Here is a 23,189-nt window from a genome sequence, read left to right on the forward strand (position 1 = left end):
TGGGTGGCGACGCCGTGCTACCTCAGAGGCGAAGATGGCGTCGCGTGGTGGGATGTCACTCTCACTGTGTCCCGAGCGAAAAACCTCAGTTTTCCTCCCGCCAGCCCTCCAGATAATTCACGCTCTCAACACCCGTAAATTTCGCAAGCCGCACCAGTTCCGCGTCGAGCTTCTCCAGCCGACCGGCCGAAGCACGCACGCCCGGCTCCAGCCACAGGCGGCGCACATCCAGCGTGCTGCGCTTGCGATCCGCCTTCATGTCGATGCGGCCGATCAGCCTGTCGCCCTCCAGAAGCGGGAAGACGTAATAGCCATATTGCCGTTTCGGCTCGGGCACGAAGACCTCGATGCGATAATAGAAGCCAAACAGCCGCTCCGTGCGGTTTCGGTCACGCAACAGCGGGTCGAAGGGGCTGAGGACGCGGACGCGGGTGGAGGGCTCCGGCACGTCGGTCAGGTCGGCGGTGAAATCGGCAAAGGCATAGGACGGACGGGCAGTGTCGCCATCGCTTGCAAGAAGCGAAACCTCGCAGAGTTCATCGCGATGGCTTTTGACCCAGTCCCTCGCCTCCTGCGGGGTGACGAGATCGAAAAAGGCGGCGATTTCGCCATGGGTGGCGAAACCAAGCCGTTTCAGCGCTTCGCGGCAGGCCCAGTCGACAAATTCGGCGTGCTCCACCTCGGTTTCGTGATGTTCGCCGGGAATGACCCGTTCGGCGAGATCATAGACCTTCTGGAAATTCACGCGGCCGGCAATCGCCAGCTTGCCGGTGTGCCAGAGATATTCGAGCGCGGTCTTGGAGGGATGCCAGTTCCACCAGCCGCCGGACTGGTGCCCCTCCTCCTTCAGCTCCCGCGCCAGAACCGGCCCGGTGGCGGCAATCCGCTCCAGCGTTTCACCGAAGGCGGCATCGAAGCCCTCGCCGTGCCATTTGCGCCAGCGCTCCTGAATGATCGGCTCGCGGCGGCGAAAACGGTGCTTCCAATAAGGATAAAATTCCGTCGGCAGGATGGAGGCGTCATGTGTCCAGTGCTCAAACAACGCCCGGTCCTTTTCCAGCAACGTGGTCAGATGATCACGCCTGTAGGTCTGGTTGCGGGAGAAAATAATCTGGTGGTGGGCGCGCTCCACCGTGCCAATGCTGTCCACCTGCACAAAACCGATATCGGTGATGAGCTGCAGCAGGTCGCTCTTGGAAAGCGCCTTGCCGGGCGGAGAGGAAAGCCCCTGCCGCGCCAAAAAAATCCGCCTTGCCGCTTCGTTTGAAACCTTGATCACCATGCAGCAGAAGGTATGACGGCTTTTTCAGGATTGCAATGTTCTTTTTTTGTTCCTTGTTTCACTTCTGTTGATGACGGGGTATAGAACCGGAAAAAGAGCGCGAGGATGTAAAGCTTGGAAATCCGTTTTAACGCCGCCGGTGTTGCTTTCGAGGGCCGGCAGGCCCTGCAGCCGCTGTCTGTGACATTGACGGAACGGCGCATCGGCGTGATCGGCCTCAATGGTTCCGGCAAGACCACCTTTGCCCGGCTGATCAACGGGCTGAACAAACCGAGCGAAGGCAAGGTTTCGGTGAACGGCCTCGACACGGTGAGCGACGCCAAGGCGGTGTTGCAGGCGGTCGGCTTCATTTTCCAGAATCCGCAGAACCAGATCATCCTGCCGATCGTGCGCGACGATGTTGCCTTCGGTCTCAAGCGGCTCGGTCTCGGCAAGGCGGAAATCGACGCCAGAGTCAAAGCCGTCCTTGCCCGGCTCGGCATCGCTCACCTGGAAGAGCGACGCGCGCACGAAATCTCGGGCGGCGAATTACAGCTTGCGGCGCTGGCGGCGCTTCTGGTCACCGAACCGCAAATCCTTATTCTCGATGAGCCGACCAACCAGCTCGATCTCAAAAACCGCGCCATCGTGGAAAAAACCATGGCGGCGCTGTCGCAGGCGCTTGTTGTCATCACCCACGATCTGCCGCTGGTTGCGGGTTTCGACCGGGTGCTGGTTTTCCATGAAGGCGCGCTGGTGGCCGACGCCGCACCCGAAGAAGCGGTGGCGCGCTATCTGGAGGTGGCATCGCGATGAAATCGCTGCATGTCGAAGGCACCGGCTGGCTCTATCGCGTCTCGCCGCGCCTCAAACTCCTGACGCTCATGGGTTTCAGCATCGCATTGTTCCTCACCCGCGATTTGCTGGTTCTCGCAGGCGCGACGGTTCTGGCCGCCCTTATTCTGGGCGCCACGCGGCTACCCTTCAAGGACATCGGCCTGCGGCTGCGGCCGGTGATGCTGACCATCTTCCTCGTAGCCGCCTTCAGCTATCTCCTGCTTCCGACCCATGATGCAACAGTCAATCTTTTACGGCTGACGGCGCTGGCGCTGTTTGCCACCGCCGTCACCATCACCGTCAGCATCTCGCAATTCATTGATGAGATCACGCTTGCCGCCGCCCCTCTCGAAAGGCTGGGGCTGGTCAAGGCTGCCGATATCGGGCTTGCGGTCGGGCTCGTCGTGCGTTTCGTGCCTGAAATCGTCAACCGGTATCATGCGGTGCGCGATGCCCACAGGGCGCGTGGCCTGCCCGTGCGCATGGCGACCATTATCGTGCCGCTCGTCATTATGACGTTGAAGGATGCCGATGCCATTGCCGACGCCATTGACGCGCGCGGTTTCAGAGGCCAAAGCTGACGGCCAGATAACCATCCGGAGTTTCCGAGCCATGACGACCCGCGACCTTGTGCTGATTTCGCTGTTTTCCGCCATCATCATCGCACTCGGGCTTCTGCCGCCGATCACGCTCGGTTTCATTCCCGTGCCTATCACCGCGCAGTCGCTCGGCGTCATGCTGGCCGGTGTCGTGCTGGGCGCAAAGCGCGGTACGCTCGCGGTTCTCCTGACGATCCTGATTGCCGCCATCGGCCTGCCGGTCCTGTCGGGCGGACGCGGTGGCCTTTCCATATTCACCACGCCGACCACGGGCTTCCTGATCGGCTGGATCGCGGCGGTTTTCGTCACCGGCACGCTCTCGGAAAAACTCGTCAATCGCGGCCAGTCCGCTCTGACACAGGGCATCGGTTTCTTCGTCGCCAGCCTGATCGGCGGCGTGGTGGTGCTTTATGCTTTCGGCATCACCTATCTGGCGCTGGTCGTCGGGCTCGGTTTCGAAAAGGCCTTCATGGGTTCGCTCGCCTTCATTCCGGGCGATGCGCTGAAGGCCGTGCTTGCCGCTCTTGCCGGCCGCGCCGTGATGGCCGGTTATCCGCTTCTGCCGCAGCGCGCCTGAACAGACTTTCTTCGGGAGGAAAAGCATGGCGACGCGTTTATACGAACACCCGATCTTCCTGGAGCATATCACGCCATCCGGCCACCCCGAGCGGCCGGACCGCCTGCGGTCGCTGAACATCGCGCTCGAACATCCGAATTTCGAGCGGCTGGAACGGAAGGAAGCCCCGCAGGCGAATGAGGATGCGGTGCTGCTGGCGCATCCGGAGGAGCATCTGCTTGCCATCATGCGGCAGATCCCCGAAGAGGATGGCGAGATCAACCGCGTCGAGGCCGACACCTACGTTTCGCCGAAAAGTCTGCAGGCGGCGCTGACCGGCATCGGTGCTGCCATGGCGGCGGTGGACGACGTGTTTACCGGCGCTGCCGACAACGTCTTCGTCGCCGCCCGCCCGCCCGGTCACCATGCGGAAACCGCAAAGGCCATGGGCTTCTGTCTTTTCAACAATGTGGCGATTGCCGCCCGCCATGCCCAGAAGGCGCACGGCGCGGAGCGCGTCGCCATCATCGACTGGGACGTGCATCACGGCAACGGCACGCAGGATATCTTCTGGAACGACACGTCCGTGCTGTTCTGTTCCACCCACCAGATGCCGCTTTACCCGTGGAGCGGCGACAAAAACGAAACCGGCGTGAAGAACAATATCGTCAACGCCCCGCTTTCGCCCAACACCGGCAGCGAATATTTCCGGGAAGCCTTCAAATCGCGGGTGCTGCCGGCCATTGCCGATTTTTCGCCCGACCTCATCCTCATCTCCGCCGGTTTCGACGCGCATCACCGCGATCCGCTGGCGCAGATCAATCTGGTGGGTGAGGATTTCGACTGGGCAACGGGCCGGCTTCTGGAAATGGCCGATAAATACACGTCGAATCGGGTCGTCAGCCTGCTGGAAGGCGGTTATGATCTGGAAGGGCTGGCGGAATCGGCAGCCATGCATATTTTGAGAATGATGAAGGGTTGAACATGACGGAAAATGCCAACACAGCCGATGTCAGCGGTTATTCCTTCGAAAAAGCCGTCGCCGAGCTGGAAAGCATTGTCGCACGCCTGGAACGCGGAGACGTGGCGCTGGACGAATCCATCGCCATTTATGAGCGCGGCGAAGCCCTGAAGAAGCATTGCGAGACGCTGTTGAACGCCGCCGAAAAGCGAATCGAGAAGATTCGCCTCGACCGTGCGGGCAAGCCGCAGGGTGTGGAGCCGCTGGACGGGGAGTGACTGCGTTTAGCGGGAGCGTTTGGACGTGATAAGATAAGGTAGCCACCTCCCGATTCAAACACTCGACGTCATCCTCGGGCTTGTCCCGAGGATCTGCAATGCATTGATTTTCTTGACGTTTTTAGACCATCGGGACAAGCCCGAGGATGACGGAGGAGAGGTTTGAAAACTTTCCCCGGTCGTAAGGTGTTCTCACAATGTCGTGTTAACAAGGATCGTTGACGCTGCGTTCGATATCGCGATGCTCCCCTCTCGCTCGGTTATGCTAAACTCCCGCCAGACGATACGAGGAGCTTGCGATGTCCTTCTTTCCCGGTAACGATCCCGTCGCGGGTGATGCTTTTGCCTGCGACGCCATCGAGAACCTCATCATTCCCCGCACCAGCGATATTGGCGGCTTTGCCGTGCGCCGCGCCCTTCCCACCCGGCAGCGGCGTCTCGTCGGCCCCTTCATCTTCTTTGACCGCATGGGACCGGCGATCCTGAAGGCCGGTGAGGCGCTGGACGTCAAACCACATCCGCATATCGGGCTTTCCACCGTCACCTATCTGTTCGACGGCGAAATCAAGCATCGCGACAGTCTCGGCACCGAGCTCGTCATCCGCCCCGGCGACATCAACCTGATGACGGCCGGGCGCGGCATCGTGCATTCGGAACGCACGCCGGAAAATCTGCGTGGCCATCCGCTTTCCATGTCCGGCCTGCAGACATGGCTTGCCCTGCCAGACCATATGGAAGAAATCGCCCCCGCCTTTGCCCATACGGCGAAAGAAGACATGCCGCTGATCGACCTCAAGGGCGCGACCGGCCGGGTGGTGATCGGCGAATTCGAGGGTCTCACCTCCCCCGTTTCGGCCTTTACTGATACGCTTTATGTCGACCTGACGCTGGAGCCGGGGGTGAAATTTCCCTTCTCCGCCGATCACGAGGAGCGGGCGATCTATATTCTGTCCGGTTCTCTGGATGTGGCGGGCGATATCTTCGCCGCCGACCAGCTGCTCGTCTTCCGGCCCGGCGACGACATCACGCTTCAGGCCGGCAGCAATGGCTGTCACATCATGATCTTCGGCGGCGCGGCGCTCAATCAGCGCCGCTACATCTGGTGGAACTTCGTTTCGTCATCAAAAGAACGCATAGAGCAGGCCAAACAGGAGTGGAGAACCGGACGCTTCGACATCGTTCCCGGCGACGAAGAAGAGTTTGTCCCTTTGCCGGAAGGTTGAAATTCTATAGAAGTGTACGACATGCAGGAATGGACCGTCGGCTTTCACCATGAAAGCCGCTCCGGTGCCCCCTGCTGACCACGAGAAAAGGCCGAACGATTGACCGGAATGCCCCAGACCCCACTGCTCGACCGGGTGAATTTCCCCTCCGATCTCAAGGAGATCGACGATCGCGACCTGCCGGAACTGGCACGGGAACTGCGCGACGAGATGATTGACGCGGTGTCGAAGACCGGTGGCCATCTGGGTGCAGGCCTCGGTGTGGTGGAATTGACGATTGCCATTCACAAGGTTTTCAACACGCCCGAAGACCGGCTGATCTTCGATGTCGGCCACCAATGTTATCCGCATAAAATCCTCACCGGCCGTCGCGAGCGCATTCGCACGCTGCGGCAGGAAGGCGGGCTTTCCGGTTTCACGCGTCGTGCGGAAAGCGACTATGACGATTTCGGCGCCGGCCATTCCTCCACCTCCATTTCCGCCGGTCTCGGCATGGCGGTGGCGGCGGGGCTGGATCAGAGCGACCGCAAGGTGATCGCCGTCATCGGCGACGGCTCGATGTCTGCCGGCATGGCGTTTGAGGCGCTGAACAATGCCGGCGCGCTCGATGCGCGGCTGATCGTCATTCTCAACGATAACGACATGTCGATTGCGCCGCCGACGGGCGCGATGAGCGCCTATCTGGCGCGTCTTGCCTCCGGCCGCACCTATATGGGGTTCCGCGATTTCGGCAAGAAACTGACAGCCTATCTCGGCAAGACCATCGACCGCGCCATTACCCGCGCCGTGACCCATGCGCGCGGTTACGTGACCGGCGGCACGCTGTTCGAGGAGCTTGGCTTTTATCACATCGGCCCGATTGACGGTCATTCCTTCGATCACCTGCTGCCGGTGCTGCGCAATGTGCGCGACAACCAGAAAGGCCCTGTCCTCATCCATGTGGTGACGCAGAAGGGCAAGGGTTACGCGCCGGCGGAAGCGGCGGCGGACAAATATCACGGCGTCAACAAGTTCGACGTCATCACCGGCGCGCAGGCGAAAGCCAAGCCGAATGCGCCGAGCTATACCAGCGTCTTTGCCGAAGCCCTGATTCAGGAAGCCACCCTCGACGACAAGATCATCGGCGTCACCGCCGCTATGCCGAATGGCACCGGCCTCGACAAGATGGCCGAGCTTTTCCCGACCCGCACCTTCGATGTCGGCATTGCTGAACAGCATGCCGTCACCTTCGCGGCCGGGCTTGCGGCTGATGGTTACAAGCCGTTCTGCGCGCTTTATTCCACCTTCCTGCAACGCGGTTACGACCAGCTGGTGCATGATGTGGCGATCCAGAGCCTGCCGGTGCGTTTCCCCATCGACCGCGCCGGTTTTGTCGGCGCGGATGGGCCGACCCATGCCGGCTCCTTCGACACGACGTTCCTCGCCACCCTGCCCGGCATGGTGGTGATGGCGGCGGCCGATGAGGCTGAGCTGAAACATATGGTGCGCACGGCTGCGGCCTATGATGAAGGCCCGATTTCCTTCCGTTACCCGCGCGGTGAAGGCGTGGGCGTCGAGATGCCCGCGCGTGGTGAGATTCTTGAGATCGGCAAGGGCCGCATCATCAAGGAGGGCACCAAGGTTGCGCTGCTCTCCTTCGGCACCCGGCTGGCGGAATGCCTTGCCGCCGCCGAAGACCTCGATGCGGCCGGCCTTTCCACGACGGTTGCCGATGCGCGCTTCGCCAAGCCGCTCGATCTCGATCTCATCCGCCAGCTTGTGGCCCATCACGAGGTGCTGGTGACCATCGAAGAAGGCTCCGTCGGCGGTTTCGGCGCGCATGTGTTGCATTTCATGGCGAGCGCCGGCCTGCTCGACCACGGCCCCAAGGTCCGGACGCTGACCCTGCCCGACCAGTGGGTGGAGCAGGCCAAGCCAGAGACCATGTATGCCAATGCCGGCCTCGACCGGGCCGGCATCGTTTCCACCGTGTTCAATGCGCTCGGCCAGCGTCAGGCCGGCGTCGGTTTCGCCGGCTGACACGATTGCCGGGACAGGAGGCGGGACGATCCCGCCTCTTTCTCAGGATGCCGCGCCATCGAGAAAACCGACGACATTTTCGATCCGTCCCTCGGCATTCAGGCTGACGACATCGGTTCCGCCAGCGACATCGTCCCCCTCGGGCGAAATCAGACGCCATGAGAAACGGGTGAAATTGCCGTGTCCATCAGGCGTGCCTGTGAGCACGAAACGATATCCCGGAAATTTCTGCCGCGCCGCCTCGATCATTGCGGCAATCCCCTGCTGCCCCTCGCCCTGCATCAGCGGATCGACATAGCGCGTGTTTTCTGACCATGCCTGACCGACGAGATGCCTGCGGCGTTCATTGTCCTCCTCGTTCCAGGCTGCGAGATAGGTTTCGGCGATTGCGAGATGCTGCGTCATGATTGCGCTCCTTCTGGTTGACGGCCCAAACATGCCGGGGGGCGGGAAGCGGAACAATTACCTTAGAGGTAATCGCATTGGCGCTCTCTTCTGCTAGGTTGCGGGCATGACACATCATCGAGAACATGTCGGCCAGGTGCTGAAGGAATGGCGTGCGCGCCGCAGGTTAAGCCAGCTCGATCTGGCGATGGAGGCGGATATATCCGCGCGCCATCTGAGCTTTGTGGAAAGCGGGCGATCATCCCCCAGCCGCGAGATGCTCGTGAAACTGGCCGAGCAGCTTTCGATGCCCGCCCGCGCCGCCAACCGGCTGATGCTGGCGGCGGGTTATGCGCCTGTTCATTCAGAACGGCCGATGGATGCGCCCGATATGGCGGCGGCCCGGCAGGCCGTCGAAACCGTGGTGCACGGACATATGCCCTTCCCCGCCCTTGCCGTTGACCGGCACTGGAACGTCGTTCTCGCCAATGGCGCGATCACGTCGCTTCTGGCCGGCGTTTCCGAAGAGCTGCTTCGCCCGCCGCTCAACGCCTTGAGGCTGAGTCTGCATCCGCAGGGCCTGAGTTCGCGCATCGTCAATCTTGCCGAATGGCGGCATCACCTGCTGGAGCGCCTGCGTCGTCAGGTCGAAGAGACGGGAGACGAGGTGCTTTCCCGGCTGCATGCGGAGCTTGCAGCCTATCCCGCGCCAAACGCCTCGCCCCATGCCGCCGGGGCCGACCCTCTGGCCATACCGCTCCAGCTTCGCGATCCGTCATCGGGCGCAGTCCTGAGCTTCATTTCAACCACCACGGTTTTCGGAACGGCCACAGACGTCACGCTGTCTGAACTGGTGCTGGAGTGTTTTTATCCCGCCGATGCGGCAACCCGCGAAGCACTGATGCAAGGCACCAAGGAGTAAGACCCGTGCACACCACCTATCTCATCGGCTTTCAGGTCCGCCCCGGCCAGCGCGACCGCTTTCTAGAATTGCTGAATGCGCTGCTCGACGCCATGCGGCACGAAAAGACCTTCGTGAACGCAACCCTGCACCGGGACGGTGAAAACGAGAACCGCTTCCTGCTGCATGAGACCTGGAGCGACCATCAGGACGTCATCGACGTTCAAATCCACCGCCCCTATCGGCAGGCATGGCACGATGCCCTGCCCGAGCTTCTCGACGCCCCGCGCGATATTTCCGTCTGGCACCCCATGCGGGCGGATCACGCCGCATAGCGACATGGACGATGGGAAAGCCGCGCGCGCACCCTTTGCGCGCACTAGGATTTTCGCGACAATATCCGCAGTTCGCCGATTTTGAACCAGGCCTTGGCGATCCTGCCGTTTTCAACTTCATAGATGCAGGCAACGTCGACCTCTCCCTTTCCTTCCGGAAAGTTTCGGGTGACCGTTTCATGGTCGATGACGACATTGCCAACGACAATGCGCGTCAGCAGTTTTCCATGTAAATCCGGCTCCTTGAAACGCTCGATGTGACGCTTTCGAATCTCTGCCGCGCTTCCTGCCAGAAGCGTCGCCGGGAAAGCGTAATACTGACAATCATCAGCCCACCAGAGCATGAAGGCATCGATGTCACGGGCATTGTAGGCCTCAAGCTGTTTTTGTACCGGCAGTTCGATTTCACTATTCAAAACACACCTCTGCAGAAATGCCGTCGTGGTTAAATTGATTCTTTGATGAGCGAATGTCCCGCATTTGCAAGCAAACCGAAGGCTTTTTCCAGATCGCCGGTTTTCAAAAGCAGGTGGTCGCCATCGAAAGTCGAAACCACAAATATTCCTATATCATTGGTGGATAGGGGCGCGATGACGGACAGGACGATGCCCGTTTCATCAAAGGCAAATGGCCCCTGAAACTTAAAACACGACCAGCCCGCATCAAACTGGACATCCCGCGGGATGCGGTCTTTCCGGCAGACGATGGAAAGTTCGTCATCGGTCCGGCTGATGCTGACGAACCCGCCACCATCGGCCCATGCGGGGATGGCTTCAGATGCTGGAAGCCGGGCCACCCCATACTCGCCCTCCAAAACCCGTAACCTGACGCGCGCTGCCATCTGGAAATTACCTTTCTCGAAATACGAAGGCTTGGCCTACCAGCTGCCGATACGTGCAGTTGAGTGCCAGCCCTTATTTGACGCGAAAACCTACCAACAAAAAGGGGGCCTTACCGGCCCCCAATTCTCACTACACAACCATGACCGGCCTGCTCAGAACTCCGTCCAGTCCTGATCCTTGGCAGCCGGTGCTTCGGCTGCGCCACCGAAGGCGCGGGCGAGGCTCTGGCCAAGCGCGCGAGCCGGCGAGGCGACAGGTCTTGCGGTTGCAGAGGCCGATTTTACCGGAGCCTTGCGGGCCGGTGCGGCCGGCGCGGGCTGGAAGGCGGGTCTGGCGGAAGACTGGCGCGGCGCGGAATATCCGCCGGCACCGGCGACAGCAGCACGCGCGCCACCCATCCTGAACTGGCCGAGCAGGCTGTTCAGCGCTTCCGCTTCGCGGGCCAGCGAATGGCTGGCGGCTGTCTGCTGCTCCACCATGGCGGCGTTCTGCTGCGTGCCCTGGTCCATGGTGTTTACGGCCGTGTTGATTTCCTGCAGGCCGGTCGCCTGTTCGCGGGAAGCGACGACGATGGCGCTGACATGGGCGTTGATCTCCTCGACTTCCGCCACGATGAGTTCCAGCGCCTTGCCGGTCTCGTCGACAAGATTGACGCCGTTTTCCACCTGCTGGCTGGAAGCGCCGATCAGCGTCTTGATTTCCTTGGCGGCATTGGCGGAACGCTGGGCGAGTTCGCGGACTTCCTGTGCGACGACGGCAAAACCCTTGCCGGCATCACCGGCGCGGGCGGCTTCGACGCCTGCATTCAGTGCAAGCAGATTGGTCTGGAAGGCAATATCGTCGATGACACCGATGATGTTACCGATTTCGCCCGAGGACTTCTCGATTTCGCGCATGGCGGCGACCGCCTTGCGGACGACAACACCGGACTTTTCCGCACCGGCGCGGGCGCGCTGGACCAGATTACCGGCGTCTTCCGCGCCGCGGGCGCTGTCGCGCACCGTGGTGGTGACCTCTTCCAGCGCTGCGGCGGTTTCCTCGATGGAGGCCGCCTGCTGTTCGGTGCGGCGCGACAGGTCGTCGGCGGCGGAGAGCATTTCCGAAGCACCGGCATTGATGGCGGCGGCGTTTTCACCGACTGTCTGCAGCGCCTGCTGCAGCTTGTCGACAGCGCCGTTGAAGTTGAGACGGACCGGATCGATGGCGGGCGCAAAAGGCGTTTCGATGCGATAGGAAAGATCACCATCCGCAAGAGCGGCAAGGCCCTTGCCAAGCTCGGCGCTGGCGAAGGCGCTGGCGGCGTCGTCCCGCGCCTTTTCTTCCTCGTTGCGGCGACGTTCGGTCTCGGTGGCGGAACGCATGCGCTCGGTCTCGCCGGCGAGGCGGGATTTTTCGAGACCGGCTTCCTTGAAGACCAGAACGGCCTTCGCCATCTTGCCGACTTCATCTCCACGATCCGTGGCGGGCACTTCCGTCGTCAGATCGCCATCGGCGAGCCGGCTCATCGCCGCGGTCATGCCGACGATGGGCGTAACGATGGAGCGCGACAGCGCCCAGATGAGGACAACGGCGAGAAGACCGGCAACCGCGCCGCCGCCCAGAAGCGCATATTTAAGGTTCAGCGCTGCGGCCTGCTGTTCTGCCGCATAAGCGGTGGACAGGCCGTTCAGCTGTTCCTTGATCTTGGCGGCGGAGGCGCGGAAGCCATCAAGCTGGCCCTTGGCCTGATTGCGGCCGATCTCGATGATTTCGGAAATCGGCGCTTCCGTCGTCTTGCGCGCGGCAATCTGCGGCTCCGCCAGTTCCTTGAAGAACACGGTGGCGGATTTTTCCATGTCGTCGATGGATTTCAGGATGTCCGGCCGGTCGGCGGCCAGCCCACGGGCGTCATTCAGCTTCTTCAGCATCAGCTCGCGCTGGGCGAAGACATCGTTGTAGGTGCTGTCGCTGCGAAACAGCAGGAAGCCGCGCTGGTTGACGGCCTGTTCCAGCATGGCGGCCGTCGCACCGTCTACCGCCTGGATGATATCCTTGGTGCGGTTGTTGTCGATCGTGACGCGCTCGCTTCCCAGCGTCTGCCAGAACACGACCGCGGAAGCGAGCAGACAGACGCTCATCAACGCACAGAAGGTGACTATGAGCTTTATGTTGATGGGGAAGTTTTTCAGCGACATCGCAAACTCTCTCGGCGACCCGATGCCTCGGAGCAAGCGTCTGCGTTGCAACGGTCGCAATTTTGTGGATTGGAGGAGATGCCGTCATGGCAGGTTCCGGTGGCCGCACGGGCCTTGCGCACAAAGTGCAATACAAGCCTTTATATTGGATTAATCGAACATTCTGACTTTGCGGTGCAATACAACCCTGCCCGGCGACAGCGGTATTCCAGGTCATGTCAGCGATAAATCGCTTGCATCGGCGGGGTTTGACGGTCATTGACACGGGACCATGTCCAAAACATCTGAAAATGAACGGCTTGACCAGCTTCTAGTATCGCTCGGCCACTTTGCCAGCCGCTCGCGTGCGCGCGACGCGATTGCGCGCGGCACCGTGAGCGTCAACGGCAAGACCGTCACCAAACCGAGCCAGACCGTTGCCGGCGACGCCGAGATCGCCATCAGCGATCCGGCGCAGGCCTATGTTTCCCGCGCAGCGCTGAAGCTCGTGGCGGCGCTCGATCATTTCCGCCTCGATCCATCGGGCCATGAATGCCTCGATGTCGGCGCTTCCACCGGCGGTTTTACCGAGGTGCTGCTGGAGCGTGGCGCCAAACACGTCACCGCCATCGATGTCGGCCACGGGCAGATGCATGCCAGGATTGAGAACGATCCGCGCGTGACCAATCTGGAAGGGCTGAATGCGCGTTTCCTGAGCGGGGAAGATATCGATGACCGGCCCATCGGCTTCATCGTTTCCGACGTGTCCTTCATTTCGCTGAAGCTCGCGCTTGCGCCGGCACTCGAGCTTGCGGAAGTGGGCGCTCTCGCGGTTCTGCTGGTGAAACCGCAATTCGAGGCGGGGCGCGACGCCATCAGCAAGGCCGGGCTGCTGAAAGAGCCGGAAACAGCGCCTGCCGTGGCCGCCGAGCTGGAACGCTGGCTGACCGAGGACATGGGCTGGAAAAGCCTAGGCCTCATTCCCTCGCCGATTTCCGGCGGCGACGGCAACATCGAATTTCTTCTCGGAGGCGAAAAGCCATGAGCACACAGACCGTCACCATCAAGAGCCTCGGCGCGCAGGGCGACGGCATCGCCCACTGTCCCGACGGCCCGGTCTATGTGCCCTTTGCGCTGCCCGGCGAAACGGTCGCGATTGCGAAGGTGAAAGATCACGGCACCGTCATGTCGATAACGGAAGCCTCGGCGGAGCGCCGTGAACCGGCCTGCCGCCATTTCGGCCCCGATGGCAAGAACGGCACCTGCGGCGGCTGTTCGCTGCAGCATTTGGCCGATCAGCCCTACCATGCCTACAAGCGGGAGCTGGTGGTTTCGGCGCTGAAATCGAAGGGCCTGACGCCTGATGTGGACGATCTCGTCATCTGTCGCCCCGGCGAGCGCCGCCGCGCGGTGTTCGCCGCCCGCAGGACGGAAAAGGGCCTGCTGCTCGGTTTCAGCCAGGCGAACAGCCACCACATCGTCGCCATCGAGGAATGTCCCGTCACCTCGCCCGGCATCGTCTCGCGGCTGGACGCCATCCGCGCCATCGGCCTTTCCATGGTGGCGAATGCCGAACCGTTCCGCATCACCGTTCTCGAGACGCTCTCGGGCCTCGATATTTCGGTCGAGGGCATCAAGTCGGTCAGCGACAAGCAGCGGCGCACGCTCACGGAAACGGTGCTTGCCATGCGCGGCATCGCCCGTGTTTCGCTATCGGGTGAAATCCTGATCGAACCGCAGAAGCCGATCATCGAATTCGGCGGCGTTGCGGTTTCACCGCCGGCCGGCAGTTTCACGCAGGCGACGAAACAGGCGGAAGACGCCATGGCCGAGCTGGTGCTTGCCCATATCGGCAAATCCAAGCGCATTGCCGATCTCTTTTGCGGTTCCGGCACCTTCGCGCTGAGGCTCGCACGCATCGGCAAGGTGCATGCGGTGGAAGCCGAAGACAAGCCGCTGAAGGCGCTGGACTTCGCCGCCCGCAACACACAGGGCCTGAAGCCTGTCAGCGTCGAGAAACGCGATCTCTTCCGCCGGCCGCTGATGACAAGCGAACTGAAGAATTACGATGCTGTCGTCTTCGACCCGCCGCGCGCGGGTGCGGAATTCCAGTGCAAGGAACTGGCCCGCAGCACGGTGAAGAAGATCGTTGCGGTGAGCTGCAATCCGCTGACGCTTGCGCGCGATCTTACCATCCTCACGGAAGGCGGCTATCGCATCACCCGCGTCACACCGGTCGACCAGTTTCTATGGTCGCCGCATGTGGAAGCGGTGGCGACGCTGGAAAAATAATCACCAGGCCGTATCGACGGTGCCGTTACCGACCACGCCCGAGCAACGGCAGGCGCCGCCCACACGGCCGCGTTCCAGCGGACAGACATAGGGCCGGCGGCGATTGGCGCTGTCCGGCGGGGTGATGACGCAGATGAAACGGGCGCGGCGCTGGCGGTCGCGATTGCGGCCGGAATAATAGTCCGAGCCATCATCTTCGGTAATGATGGATTGCGCCAGAATGACATTGCCGGCGGAAGCGACCGGAGGGCGCGTTATCGCCGCCGCTTCGGTGACAGTGGCGACGCAGAGGAAGACGGACAGGACGAAAACGACGTGACGCATGCGGGTGGCCTTCGGGCGTAGAGCTTGTATGATCCGGTCTTGGTCGGACCGATTTGGTCGACCATACATAATCCGCCTTCGCAAGCACAGTGGCTTCAAACTTCCGACTATGCCGCCGGCTTCTTCTCCCCGCCGGGGAGAAGGTGGCCCGAAGGGGCGGATGAGGGGGCTACGTTGCCGAATATCTTTACCCTCGCCCCCTCATCCCGCTGCCGCGGACTTCTCCCCGGCGGGGAGAAGAAACAAGCAGCGGGCTTCCCGATTCCCGCGGCACTCAGCGACGCATGAATGCCTCGAAGGCGGCCCGCGCTTCGGCGCTTTGCAGCTGTGCGATGAAATGACGGCCTTCCTCTTCGATGCGGGCGAGAAGATCGTCCGGGTTGCCGCGAACCAGATCGCGGGCGATCTTCAGCGCCTGCTGCGGTTTGGCTGCAAGCCGGGTTGCGAGTGCCAGCGTTTCGCTCTCCACATGTTCGGGGGCGACGACTTTCCAGATCATTCCTGCCTGCAGCGCCTGCTCGGCGGAAAAACCCTCGCCCATGGCAAGCAGCGCAAAGGCGCGCTGGTGCCCCATGAGCTTCGGCACGAGCAGGCTGGAGGCCGCTTCCGGCACCAGAGCGAGATCCACGAATGGGGTCTTGAACAGGCTGCGGCTGGAGGCGACAGTCAGGTCGCAATGCAGGTTCAGTGTCGTGCCGATGCCGATGGCGAGCCCGTCGACGCCGGATACCAGCGGTTTGTCGAAAGCAACGAGCGCTTTCAGAAGCTCGAGTGCGGCGAGCTTGCCCTTGCCGCCGGACATGGCGAAAGCGAGAAAATCGGCCATGTCGTTACCGGCGGAGAAGCAGCCTTCCGTGCCAAGAAAGGCGACGACGCGAATTTCCGGGTCCGCATTGGCGGCATGCAGGGCGTCTGCCATGCGCAGATACATGGCATCGGTGATGGCGTTTTTCTTGTCCGGCCGGTTGAAGCGGATGGTCATGACATCAGGCGCATGGCCGACGCGCTCGACGAGAATGTGTTCGTCCGACATCTGAGCCTCCTCAAGCCAATACGGTGCGGGCGGCGGCAAGGCTTGCCGCACCTGATGTGACGCGATCCTTCAGCGCCGCCGTTTCCGCCAGCAGGTTTTCCGCCGCAAAACGGCAAAGTGCGGCGCGGTGCCCGCCCCTGCCGTCATCGACGGTGGCCAATGCACCCTTGGCGAGATAGGCGCCGGTCAGCGCCAGACCGAAGAGGCGCTGATACGGCGTCGCGCCGGCGAGCGCGGTTTCGGTTTCGCCTGCCTTGATGCGGTCCAGCAGCCAGTCGGTCGCCGTTTCCAGATCGTTGAGGCTTGCTTCGAGATAACGGGCGGTCTCGCCGAGATCATCGCGGTTCGAGGCGGCTATGCGGGCGGCGATCTCGCGCAGTTCGGCGATGAAACCGCGCACCTGCGCGCCCTCGGAAAGCGGCAGCTTGCGCAGCACCAGATCGATGGCCTGAATGCCGTTGGTGCCTTCGTAGATCGGCGCGATGCGGGCGTCACGTAGATAACGCGCCGCGCCGGTTTCCTCGATGAAGCCCATGCCGCCATGCACCTGAATGCCCATGGAGGCCACATCCACACCGGCATCGGTGGAGAAGGATTTGGCGATCGGGGTCAGAAGGGCAGCGCGCTCCTGCCAGTGAGAACGCTGCCGGGCGTCTTCAGTCGCATGCGCCATATCGATGGCATGGGCGCAGCTGAAGGAAATCGCCCGCGATCCTTGTGTCAGCGCCTTCATCGTCAGAAGCGTTCTGGCGATGTCGGGATGTTCGATGATCGGGCTCATGCCGGAGCCCTGCCAGCCGGGCGCCTTGCCCTGCGTGCGCTCCCTGGCGTATTCGATGGCCTTCTGGGTCGCCGCTTCGCAGATCGCCACACCCTGCATGCCGACGGCAAGGCGGGCGTTGTTCATCATGGTGAACATGCAGGCGAGACCCTTGTTCTCCTCACCGACCAGCCAGCCGAGAGCACCCTTTTCGTCCCCGAATTTGCCGTCGCCGAAGATCATCGTGCAGGTGGGCGAACCATGGATGCCGAGCTTGTGCTCCAGCGAATGGCAGAAAAGATCGTTGCGGCTGCCCGGTGCGCCGTTATCATCGGGCAGGAATTTCGGCACGAGGAACAGCGAGATGCCGCGCGTGCCGGCCGGCGCATCCGGCAGGCGGGCGAGAACCAGGTGGATGATATTATCAGCCGCGTCGTGTTCGCCCCAGGTGATGAAAATCTTCTGGCCGAAGATGCGGTAGGTGCCGTCGCCATTGCGCTCCGCCCGGGTCTTCAGGACGCCGAGATCCGATCCCGCATGCGGCTCGGTGAGGTTCATGGTGCCGGTCCATTCGCCGGAGACGAGTTTCGGCAGATAGGTGCGCTTGAGGTCATCGCTGCCGTGGGCGACAAGGGCTTCCACCGCGCCCATGGTCAGCGTCGGGGCCAGCGCAAAGGCCATGGAGCCGGAATTCCACATTTCGAGAGCGGCGACATTCAGCATATGCGGCAGGTTCTGGCCGCCGAATTCTTCCGGCGCCGTCAGGCTGTTCCAGCCCGCTTCCGCCCAGCGGCGGTAAAGATCGGCCCAGCCATCCGGTGTCGTCACCTTGCCGTCGGCGAGCTTCGCGCCCTGGCGGTCGCCGATCTCGGCGAGCGGCGCGACCTCTGCGGTGGCGAAACGGCCGGCTTCGTGCAGAATGGCATCGACCAGATCTTCCCCAAGGTCTCCCAGCGCACCCGTCGACAGCGCGTCTTCAAGACCCGCTACATGTTTGAGTGTAAAGGCGATATCGTCCACCGGCGCGCTATACATGCTGCCTCCTCCCGAAGCTTTGGCATCTTGCTACTGCCTTCGGGCTAAATGATTTTTACGTAAACGTCAATTTGAAAATTCCCGTCATTTCGGCGGGATTGTTATAAAACTGTCATATGAATTTGCTCAGCATGCGCTGAAAGGCGCCTCGCCGCCGCCGCTCCCACACCGGAACGACGGACGCCTCCCTCCTCCCATCCAGCCGGTCAGGACTGCCACGATGGATCTCGTAACACCCGTTATTCCCGGCCTTGTCTGGGCCTATCAATTTCATCCCGGTACAGCCCCGTGCCGGCGGCTCGCGCCCGATGCCGGCTTTCACGAAATGGCAGAGTGCGAAGGGTTCTTCTGGCTGCATCTCAACCTCGCCGATCAGCGTGTGGCGGGTTTTCTCGAGACCATCGACGGTCTCGATCCGGCGGCGCGGGCAAGCCTCACCACCCATGAGACGCATCCGTCCATCGTGGTCGATGAAAAATCGCTCTATGGCACATTGGTCGATTTCCAGCGGGAATTCGACAAGGAAACGCGCGATTTCGGCTGGCTGCATTTTGCGGTGAGCGACCGTTTCATCATCACGACCCGCCTGCAGCCGCTGCATTCGGTGGACCGGCTGAAGGCGGCGGTCGACAAGAATTCCAACCGCTACCTCACGCCATCACATGTGTTCGAGGGGCTGGTGGCGGAGTTCCAGCGCTCGCTCATCAATCTGGTGATGGAGACCACGGAAGAGCTGAACGCCATCGAGGATATGGTCTATGACAGCGAGAACCGTGACGAGCGGCGGCGTCTTGCCCCGCTGCGCCGCACCGTGGTTCGCCTGCACCGGCATCTGCGCACCGTGCTGACCCTGATGCGCCGCGCTTCCGCCGCCGATCATGACGAGATGCCTGACGGTTTCGAGGATGTCGCCTCACGCCTGATGAGCCGTCTGGAGGCCGTCGACCACGACGTCTATGCCCTGCAGGAGCGCGCAAGGCTGCTGCATGAAGAAATCGATTCCAAACTTTCCTCCGAAACCAACCGGCACCTCTATATCCTCTCGCTGATGACGGCGTTCCTGCTGCCGCCATCGCTGGTGACCGGCTTCTTCGGCATGAATACGGACGAGCTGCCGTTTACGGTCGGCACCGGCGGCACGCTGTCGGCCAGCATCTTCATCGTGATTTCGGTGGCGCTGGCCTGGTTCGTTCTGAAGCGGGCGCGGATTTTGTGACTATCAACAGAGGTCAACCGACTTCTTAGCGGGGTGGTGTCGACAGTCCCACTCAGCGTCATCCTCGGGCTTGACCCGAGGATCCACAACCACTGGCGACAATGGATCCTCGGGTCAAGCCCGAGGATGACGAAGGCTGATGTTACGAGGCCTATAAAAAGCTAGAGCCGCCCGGTATTCCTCCGGGCGGCTCCATCGATTTCGGCTCGTCCAATCTATCAGCTGTAAGGCGAATAGCAGGGCTGGCGCGGGCCGTGATACGGCTGGTACGTGTTGCTGTAGGCATCGTAGGAACGATAGCGGCCATAGCACCAGTTCACATGCGCCTGGCTCATACCGCCACGGCGGACCGGACGGTATTCGCGATAGACCGGGCGCGGACGATATTCGGGAACCGGACGGTAGATTTCACGCGGCTGCGACAGGGCGCCGCCGATGATCGCACCCGTCGCAAAGGCTGCGAGCGGGAACCAGTAACCGTCATGGTGACGATAGCCCGGGCGGTAATCACGATAACCGCGATGGCCGCGATACCAGCCACGGCGGTCGCCCCAGCCGTCCCGGTCACGCCAATATTGCACGTTGACGATATTCTTGCCGGCATCATTGCCTGCGGCCTCAATGCTCTTCGGCGCTGCAGGCAAGGGCATTGCCGCTTCCGCCGGAACAATCGCTCCTGCAACCACGATCGCAGAAAGACCGACAGCCAGGATGTTCTTCACATAGCTTTTCATCTGACTTCCTCCATTCACGACGGTCGACAGGCCGTTCTACGTGAATTCTTCGTTTTTTCTTTCCATACCGCCTCCATGCGGGGCAGTCTTGCTTACCTTTGCAGCCTAGGGGCGTGTGGCTGAACCCACGATTAACGGAACGATCACGCTTCGTTTATCAAAAACCATGCATTTCCCGAGGAAGGCAAAAGCCCGGATGGGACCGGGCTTCTGCATTTATGCAATTAACGGCTGTAGGGCGACACGCAGATGCGGCGCGGACCGTTGCTCGGCTGATAGGTATTGTCGTAAGCGCGATACGAGCGCCAGCGGTTCTGACACCAGGAAACGTGGCTGCCGCCATAGGTCGGACGCGGCTGCTGCATGGCGCCGCCGATGATCGCGCCTGCGGCAAAGGCTGCCAGCGGGAACCAGTAACCATTGTGATAACGGTAACCCGGACGACGATCGCGATAGCCGCGGTGACCATTGTACCAGCCGTCACGCGGCGGGCGTGGGCGATACATGCGGTCGCCGTGCCTGCGGTCGTATCGGCGGTCCCATTCACGGTACTGCACCGGCACGACATTGTCGGTCGAAACCGCCGGTTTGGGCATCGGCACAGGGACCTGGAACGCCTGCGACGGCGTAAAGCTGGTGAGGAACACGATCATCGCCGTGGCGACGCTCGTTGTCCGGAAATTCATCATGATCTTCCTCCGTTTGCTTCAGCGCGTTGGACCCGCGCCTTTTCACCCACTCGCTCTTGTCGGAGATATGGGACAGCCCCGTTTCATGCCCGAAAAGAATTCGATGACGTGCAAACGAGTTTAGAGAAATTTGGTTCCAAGACAACCATCCGGCGAAAGACGTATGAAATGAAACGCCTGCTCGTGTCAGGCTTCCACCTTTACATCGGTCAACGGGCGTGAGCAGCAGGCGAGAATATAGCCTTCCTCGATTTCCTCATCGAGAATGCCGCCATTGTGGTTCATCTCCACCTCACCGGAAAGCTTCAGTACCCGGCAGGTGCCGCAAATCCCCGATTCGCAGGCCGCCCCGATACGGACCCCGGCGGCGCGCGCCGTCATCAGAACCGTCTGGCCGGGCTGGCAGGGCATTTCTTTGCCGGAAAGGGTGAAGCCCACCATCGACAGCGCCTCGCCATCCGCACCGGTAAGCACGGCTTCACCAACAGTGACCGGCGCGGCCGGCGCGAAGCTTTCCTGATGATAGCGGCTCATGTCGAAGCCGGAGGCATCGAGCATCGAGCGGACGGCGGCCATGAACGGCTCCGGCCCGCAGCAGAAGACGGTGCGCTCCATGAAATCATGCGCGAGCAGCGCGATCTTGGCCTTGTCGACCATGCCCTTCAGGCCGGACCACAGATCGGTTCGGCCACATTTCTCGACAATGAAGCCGAGAGACAGGTTCGGCATGAAGCGCGCGAGATATTCCAGCTCGTGACGGAAGACGATATCGCCGGGGGTACGCGAACAATTGATGAAGGCAATATCGCTCTGCGGCGCACGGTCGCTCATGTCGCGCACCATCGACATCATCGGCGTAACACCGGAGCCTGCCGAGATGAACAGATATTTGTCGCCGGGATGCTTGACGTAGGAAAAGTCGCCGAGCGGCCCGAGCGCCCGGATTTTCATGCCGGGCTTCAGATTGTCGAACATCCAGCGCGTGCCGATGCTGTTGGCCTGCGCCTTGACCGTGACCGACAGCGCATAGGGCCGCGACGGGCTGGAGGACAATGTGTAGGTGCGGTAAAGCGGCTCCTTGCCCACCGGCAATTCCAAGGTGACGAACTGCCCCGGCAGATAACGGAACCAGTTCTGATCCTCCGAGCGGAACAGGAACGTCATCACATCGGGCGTCTCGGGCGTCACCGAGATGCACTCCAGAAGCTGGAGCTTGTCGCTCCATGGCTTCATCTCGTCAATATGCTTATAGGTCACAACCATATTCATCTTCGCATCACGCTACAGCCGAAAGCCGGGCCTTATCGCCGGAGAGCCGGTCGACCATGAAATCGGAGTACCAGTTGACGAACTGCATCACGCCGCCCTCGTCCTCCATGGAATAGGGGCCGGGCTCATAGGCCGGGGAACGAATGCCGAAGGCATTTTCCTCGACGATGCGGCGGTCCTGGTCGTTGGTCTCGTTCCAGACATGGGTGAGGTCCTCGAGATCGTAATCCACGCCTTCGACGGCATCCTTGTGCACGAGCCATTTGGTGGTGACCATGGTTTCCGTGGCGCTGAGCGGCAGCACCCGGAAGGAAATGGTGTGGTCGCCGAGGAAGTGGTTCCAGGTCGTCGGGTAATGGAACAGGAGCAGCGCGCCGATATGGCTGATGCTGACATCGTCAGACAGCGGCCGGCGCACGGCGCGCTTACCGGACATGGTGTAGCTTTCCGCCTCGCCGATCAGCGGCATGCGGGCGACGCGGAACTGGCCCTTGGGGTCGATCTTGAAACGGCTCGGCAGGCCGGCGGCCTCGCAGCGCGCCCAGTGGCCGCCGATCTCGGGATCGCTCGCACCGCCGTCCGTTCCCGTCACGCTCGGGTTTTCGGGATAGGTGCGGCAAAGTTCCGGATGGTTGGCAGCGCAATGGTAGCACTCGCGGTTATTTTCCCAGACGAGCTTCCAGTTGCCCTTTTCGATGATCGTGCTCTCATGCGCGACCTTAGCTTCCCAGATGCGGTGCGGCGCCATGTAACTTTCGACTTCCTTGCGCATGGGCTCGAAATCGGCCGGCTGATCGGCAAGGCAGATGAAGACGTAACCGGCGACGGTTTCGCAGGCGACCGGCTTCAGGCCGAAATCGCCCTTGTCGAACTCTTCTCCCATGTGACGTGCAAACAGCAGCTTACCATCGAGATCGTAGGTCCACTGGTGATAGGGACAGACGAGGCGGGCGGACTGGCCCTTCTGCGTGGTGCAGACGCGCGAGCCGCGATGGCGGCAGGAATTGTGGAAGGCGCGGATCTGCCCGTCGCGGCCGCGAACGATGACCACGGAATAGGCGCCGACCTGCACGGTGAAATAGCTGCCGGATTTCGACACTTCGCAATCATGACCGACGAACAGCCAGTCGCGATACCAGATGGTTTCCATATCCAGCTTGAAATAATCCGGGTCCGTGTAGAAGGGCTGTTCCAGGCTGAAGCCTTCGCGGCGGTTTTTCAGCTGGCGCAATACGGTATCACGCAATTCCATGGCCAAATCCTCGATCAAACCGCCCTGCCCGACACCATTTGCGGGGTTGCGGAAGCATGTACTCATCTAAACACCGGCGCTCATTTGCGGCAGCACAAACAGCGACATTACCTTCCGCATTGGCGACAAATTGCGACATGCGCCGACAGCCGCGACAGGCCATTCCGCTGGGAAATCCGACAGCTATTCGGCAGGCGAAACCACGTCGCAATAAGACGCATGATGTGGCGCGCTTC

The 23,189-nt window shown here is 61.4% G+C and carries 24 protein-coding genes; 12 read left to right on the forward strand and 12 right to left on the reverse strand.

The window, feature by feature from the left end; all coding sequences use genetic code 11:
* Positions 1-85: 85 nt before the first annotated feature.
* A complete protein-coding gene (locus N5D22_RS25540; RefSeq protein ID WP_279658938.1) occupies positions 86-1,282 on the reverse strand; it encodes a winged helix-turn-helix domain-containing protein in 1,197 nt (398 codons plus the stop codon).
* Positions 1,283-1,396: 114 nt separating this feature from the next.
* Here N5D22_RS25540 and N5D22_RS25545 point away from each other — a divergent pair, with 114 nt between their 5' ends.
* The 7 genes from N5D22_RS25545 to dxs all read left to right on the forward strand — a co-directional run bounded on the left by N5D22_RS25545 (position 1,397) and on the right by dxs (position 7,734).
* Positions 1,397-2,077: an ABC transporter ATP-binding protein gene (locus N5D22_RS25545; RefSeq protein ID WP_279658937.1), complete on the forward strand. Its 681-nt coding sequence runs from the start codon at positions 1,397-1,399 to the stop codon at positions 2,075-2,077.
* The gene (locus tag N5D22_RS25550; protein ID WP_279658936.1) at positions 2,074-2,679 is read left to right on the forward strand and encodes an energy-coupling factor transporter transmembrane protein EcfT; all 606 of its coding nucleotides are present in this window, start codon (positions 2,074-2,076) and stop codon (positions 2,677-2,679) included. The genes N5D22_RS25545 and N5D22_RS25550 overlap by 4 nt, the downstream gene beginning before the upstream one ends.
* Positions 2,680-2,710: 31 nt before the next feature.
* Positions 2,711-3,274: a biotin transporter BioY gene (locus tag N5D22_RS25555; protein WP_020010590.1), complete on the forward strand. Its 564-nt coding sequence runs from the start codon at positions 2,711-2,713 to the stop codon at positions 3,272-3,274.
* A gap of 25 nt (positions 3,275-3,299) precedes the next feature.
* The gene (locus tag N5D22_RS25560; protein ID WP_080852568.1) at positions 3,300-4,235 is read left to right on the forward strand and encodes a histone deacetylase family protein; all 936 of its coding nucleotides are present in this window, start codon (positions 3,300-3,302) and stop codon (positions 4,233-4,235) included.
* 2 nt (positions 4,236-4,237) lie between these two features.
* Positions 4,238-4,492, forward strand: a complete 255-nt coding sequence (locus tag N5D22_RS25565) for an exodeoxyribonuclease VII small subunit (protein WP_003503059.1) — start codon at positions 4,238-4,240, stop codon at positions 4,490-4,492.
* A 299-nt stretch (positions 4,493-4,791) separates the two neighbouring features.
* Positions 4,792-5,715: a pirin family protein gene (locus N5D22_RS25570; protein ID WP_279658935.1), complete on the forward strand. Its 924-nt coding sequence runs from the start codon at positions 4,792-4,794 to the stop codon at positions 5,713-5,715.
* A gap of 99 nt (positions 5,716-5,814) precedes the next feature.
* The gene (gene dxs / locus N5D22_RS25575) at positions 5,815-7,734 is read left to right on the forward strand and encodes a 1-deoxy-D-xylulose-5-phosphate synthase (protein WP_279658934.1); all 1,920 of its coding nucleotides are present in this window, start codon (positions 5,815-5,817) and stop codon (positions 7,732-7,734) included.
* 42 nt (positions 7,735-7,776) lie between these two features.
* On the opposite strand, the gene N5D22_RS25580 is transcribed toward dxs, so the two are convergent.
* On the reverse strand, positions 7,777-8,139 hold the full coding sequence (locus N5D22_RS25580) for a nuclear transport factor 2 family protein (protein WP_080852571.1): 363 nt from the start codon (positions 8,137-8,139) through the stop codon (positions 7,777-7,779).
* Positions 8,140-8,245: 106 nt separating this feature from the next.
* Here N5D22_RS25580 and N5D22_RS25585 point away from each other — a divergent pair, with 106 nt between their 5' ends.
* Both N5D22_RS25585 and N5D22_RS25590 read left to right on the forward strand, forming a co-directional pair.
* On the forward strand, positions 8,246-9,040 hold the full coding sequence (locus tag N5D22_RS25585) for a helix-turn-helix transcriptional regulator (protein WP_279658933.1): 795 nt from the start codon (positions 8,246-8,248) through the stop codon (positions 9,038-9,040).
* Between the two features lie 5 nt (positions 9,041-9,045).
* On the forward strand, positions 9,046-9,354 hold the full coding sequence (locus tag N5D22_RS25590) for a putative quinol monooxygenase (RefSeq protein ID WP_080833665.1): 309 nt from the start codon (positions 9,046-9,048) through the stop codon (positions 9,352-9,354).
* A gap of 44 nt (positions 9,355-9,398) precedes the next feature.
* Here the strand turns inward: N5D22_RS25590 and N5D22_RS25595 are convergent, their stop codons facing one another.
* The 3 genes from N5D22_RS25595 to N5D22_RS25605 form a co-directional block, all read right to left on the reverse strand.
* On the reverse strand, positions 9,399-9,770 hold the full coding sequence (locus N5D22_RS25595) for a nuclear transport factor 2 family protein (protein ID WP_279658932.1): 372 nt from the start codon (positions 9,768-9,770) through the stop codon (positions 9,399-9,401).
* 29 nt (positions 9,771-9,799) lie between these two features.
* Positions 9,800-10,195, reverse strand: a complete 396-nt coding sequence (locus tag N5D22_RS25600) for an ACT domain-containing protein (protein WP_279658931.1) — start codon at positions 10,193-10,195, stop codon at positions 9,800-9,802.
* Between the two features lie 153 nt (positions 10,196-10,348).
* Positions 10,349-12,370, reverse strand: coding sequence for a methyl-accepting chemotaxis protein (locus N5D22_RS25605; protein ID WP_279658930.1), 2,022 nt, complete (start codon positions 12,368-12,370; stop codon positions 10,349-10,351).
* Between the two features lie 271 nt (positions 12,371-12,641).
* Here N5D22_RS25605 and N5D22_RS25610 point away from each other — a divergent pair, with 271 nt between their 5' ends.
* Both N5D22_RS25610 and N5D22_RS25615 read left to right on the forward strand, forming a co-directional pair.
* On the forward strand, positions 12,642-13,394 hold the full coding sequence (locus tag N5D22_RS25610) for a TlyA family RNA methyltransferase (RefSeq protein WP_279658929.1): 753 nt from the start codon (positions 12,642-12,644) through the stop codon (positions 13,392-13,394).
* The gene (locus N5D22_RS25615) at positions 13,391-14,641 is read left to right on the forward strand and encodes a class I SAM-dependent RNA methyltransferase (protein WP_279658928.1); all 1,251 of its coding nucleotides are present in this window, start codon (positions 13,391-13,393) and stop codon (positions 14,639-14,641) included. The genes N5D22_RS25610 and N5D22_RS25615 overlap by 4 nt, the downstream gene beginning before the upstream one ends.
* On the opposite strand, the gene N5D22_RS25620 is transcribed toward N5D22_RS25615, so the two are convergent.
* The 3 genes from N5D22_RS25620 to N5D22_RS25630 all read right to left on the reverse strand — a co-directional run bounded on the left by N5D22_RS25620 (position 14,642) and on the right by N5D22_RS25630 (position 17,793).
* Complete coding sequence (locus tag N5D22_RS25620) at positions 14,642-14,965, reverse strand: hypothetical protein (protein ID WP_279658927.1); 324 nt, start codon at positions 14,963-14,965, stop codon at positions 14,642-14,644.
* 274 nt (positions 14,966-15,239) lie between these two features.
* Positions 15,240-15,998, reverse strand: a complete 759-nt coding sequence (locus N5D22_RS25625; RefSeq protein ID WP_279658926.1) for a crotonase/enoyl-CoA hydratase family protein — start codon at positions 15,996-15,998, stop codon at positions 15,240-15,242.
* Between the two features lie 10 nt (positions 15,999-16,008).
* Positions 16,009-17,793, reverse strand: coding sequence for an acyl-CoA dehydrogenase (locus N5D22_RS25630; protein WP_279658925.1), 1,785 nt, complete (start codon positions 17,791-17,793; stop codon positions 16,009-16,011).
* 220 nt (positions 17,794-18,013) lie between these two features.
* Between N5D22_RS25630 and N5D22_RS25635 the strand changes: the two genes are divergently transcribed.
* A complete protein-coding gene (locus N5D22_RS25635) occupies positions 18,014-19,009 on the forward strand; it encodes a transporter (RefSeq protein WP_279658924.1) in 996 nt (331 codons plus the stop codon).
* Between the two features lie 218 nt (positions 19,010-19,227).
* Here N5D22_RS25635 and N5D22_RS25640 read toward each other — a convergent pair whose 3' ends face one another.
* The 4 genes from N5D22_RS25640 to N5D22_RS25655 all read right to left on the reverse strand — a co-directional run bounded on the left by N5D22_RS25640 (position 19,228) and on the right by N5D22_RS25655 (position 22,953).
* Positions 19,228-19,743: a BA14K family protein gene (locus N5D22_RS25640; RefSeq protein ID WP_279658923.1), complete on the reverse strand. Its 516-nt coding sequence runs from the start codon at positions 19,741-19,743 to the stop codon at positions 19,228-19,230.
* Positions 19,744-19,967: 224 nt separating this feature from the next.
* On the reverse strand, positions 19,968-20,432 hold the full coding sequence (locus N5D22_RS25645; RefSeq protein WP_279658922.1) for a BA14K family protein: 465 nt from the start codon (positions 20,430-20,432) through the stop codon (positions 19,968-19,970).
* 186 nt (positions 20,433-20,618) lie between these two features.
* Positions 20,619-21,701: a hybrid-cluster NAD(P)-dependent oxidoreductase gene (locus tag N5D22_RS25650; protein WP_020808792.1), complete on the reverse strand. Its 1,083-nt coding sequence runs from the start codon at positions 21,699-21,701 to the stop codon at positions 20,619-20,621.
* A gap of 7 nt (positions 21,702-21,708) precedes the next feature.
* Positions 21,709-22,953, reverse strand: a complete 1,245-nt coding sequence (locus N5D22_RS25655; protein ID WP_059760874.1) for an aromatic ring-hydroxylating dioxygenase subunit alpha — start codon at positions 22,951-22,953, stop codon at positions 21,709-21,711.
* Positions 22,954-23,189: the final 236 nt, after the last annotated feature.

Source organism: Agrobacterium sp. GD03872 (assembly GCF_029840625.1).
Classification (GTDB): Bacteria; Pseudomonadota; Alphaproteobacteria; order Rhizobiales; family Rhizobiaceae; genus Agrobacterium; species Agrobacterium fabrum_A.

What these genes read in the sequence shown, in the direction of transcription:
- N5D22_RS25540 (WP_279658938.1), bottom strand. Translation starts at nt 1,282, where the DNA reads ATGGTGATCAAGGTTTCAAACGAAGCGGCAAGGCGGATTTTTTTGGCG.
- N5D22_RS25550 (WP_279658936.1), top strand. Translation starts at nt 2,074, where the DNA reads ATGAAATCGCTGCATGTCGAAGGCACCGGCTGGCTCTATCGCGTCTCG.
- N5D22_RS25555 (WP_020010590.1), top strand. Translation starts at nt 2,711, where the DNA reads ATGACGACCCGCGACCTTGTGCTGATTTCGCTGTTTTCCGCCATCATC.
- N5D22_RS25560 (WP_080852568.1), top strand. Translation starts at nt 3,300, where the DNA reads ATGGCGACGCGTTTATACGAACACCCGATCTTCCTGGAGCATATCACG.
- N5D22_RS25565 (WP_003503059.1), top strand. Translation starts at nt 4,238, where the DNA reads ATGACGGAAAATGCCAACACAGCCGATGTCAGCGGTTATTCCTTCGAA.
- N5D22_RS25570 (WP_279658935.1), top strand. Translation starts at nt 4,792, where the DNA reads ATGTCCTTCTTTCCCGGTAACGATCCCGTCGCGGGTGATGCTTTTGCC.
- N5D22_RS25580 (WP_080852571.1), bottom strand. Translation starts at nt 8,139, where the DNA reads ATGACGCAGCATCTCGCAATCGCCGAAACCTATCTCGCAGCCTGGAAC.
- N5D22_RS25585 (WP_279658933.1), top strand. Translation starts at nt 8,246, where the DNA reads ATGACACATCATCGAGAACATGTCGGCCAGGTGCTGAAGGAATGGCGT.
- N5D22_RS25600 (WP_279658931.1), bottom strand. Translation starts at nt 10,195, where the DNA reads ATGGCAGCGCGCGTCAGGTTACGGGTTTTGGAGGGCGAGTATGGGGTG.
- N5D22_RS25605 (WP_279658930.1), bottom strand. Translation starts at nt 12,370, where the DNA reads ATGTCGCTGAAAAACTTCCCCATCAACATAAAGCTCATAGTCACCTTC.
- N5D22_RS25610 (WP_279658929.1), top strand. Translation starts at nt 12,642, where the DNA reads ATGTCCAAAACATCTGAAAATGAACGGCTTGACCAGCTTCTAGTATCG.
- N5D22_RS25615 (WP_279658928.1), top strand. Translation starts at nt 13,391, where the DNA reads ATGAGCACACAGACCGTCACCATCAAGAGCCTCGGCGCGCAGGGCGAC.
- N5D22_RS25620 (WP_279658927.1), bottom strand. Translation starts at nt 14,965, where the DNA reads ATGCGTCACGTCGTTTTCGTCCTGTCCGTCTTCCTCTGCGTCGCCACT.
- N5D22_RS25625 (WP_279658926.1), bottom strand. Translation starts at nt 15,998, where the DNA reads ATGTCGGACGAACACATTCTCGTCGAGCGCGTCGGCCATGCGCCTGAT.
- N5D22_RS25630 (WP_279658925.1), bottom strand. Translation starts at nt 17,793, where the DNA reads ATGTATAGCGCGCCGGTGGACGATATCGCCTTTACACTCAAACATGTA.
- N5D22_RS25635 (WP_279658924.1), top strand. Translation starts at nt 18,014, where the DNA reads ATGGATCTCGTAACACCCGTTATTCCCGGCCTTGTCTGGGCCTATCAA.
- N5D22_RS25640 (WP_279658923.1), bottom strand. Translation starts at nt 19,743, where the DNA reads ATGAAAAGCTATGTGAAGAACATCCTGGCTGTCGGTCTTTCTGCGATC.
- N5D22_RS25645 (WP_279658922.1), bottom strand. Translation starts at nt 20,432, where the DNA reads ATGATGAATTTCCGGACAACGAGCGTCGCCACGGCGATGATCGTGTTC.
- N5D22_RS25650 (WP_020808792.1), bottom strand. Translation starts at nt 21,701, where the DNA reads ATGAATATGGTTGTGACCTATAAGCATATTGACGAGATGAAGCCATGG.
- N5D22_RS25655 (WP_059760874.1), bottom strand. Translation starts at nt 22,953, where the DNA reads ATGGAATTGCGTGATACCGTATTGCGCCAGCTGAAAAACCGCCGCGAA.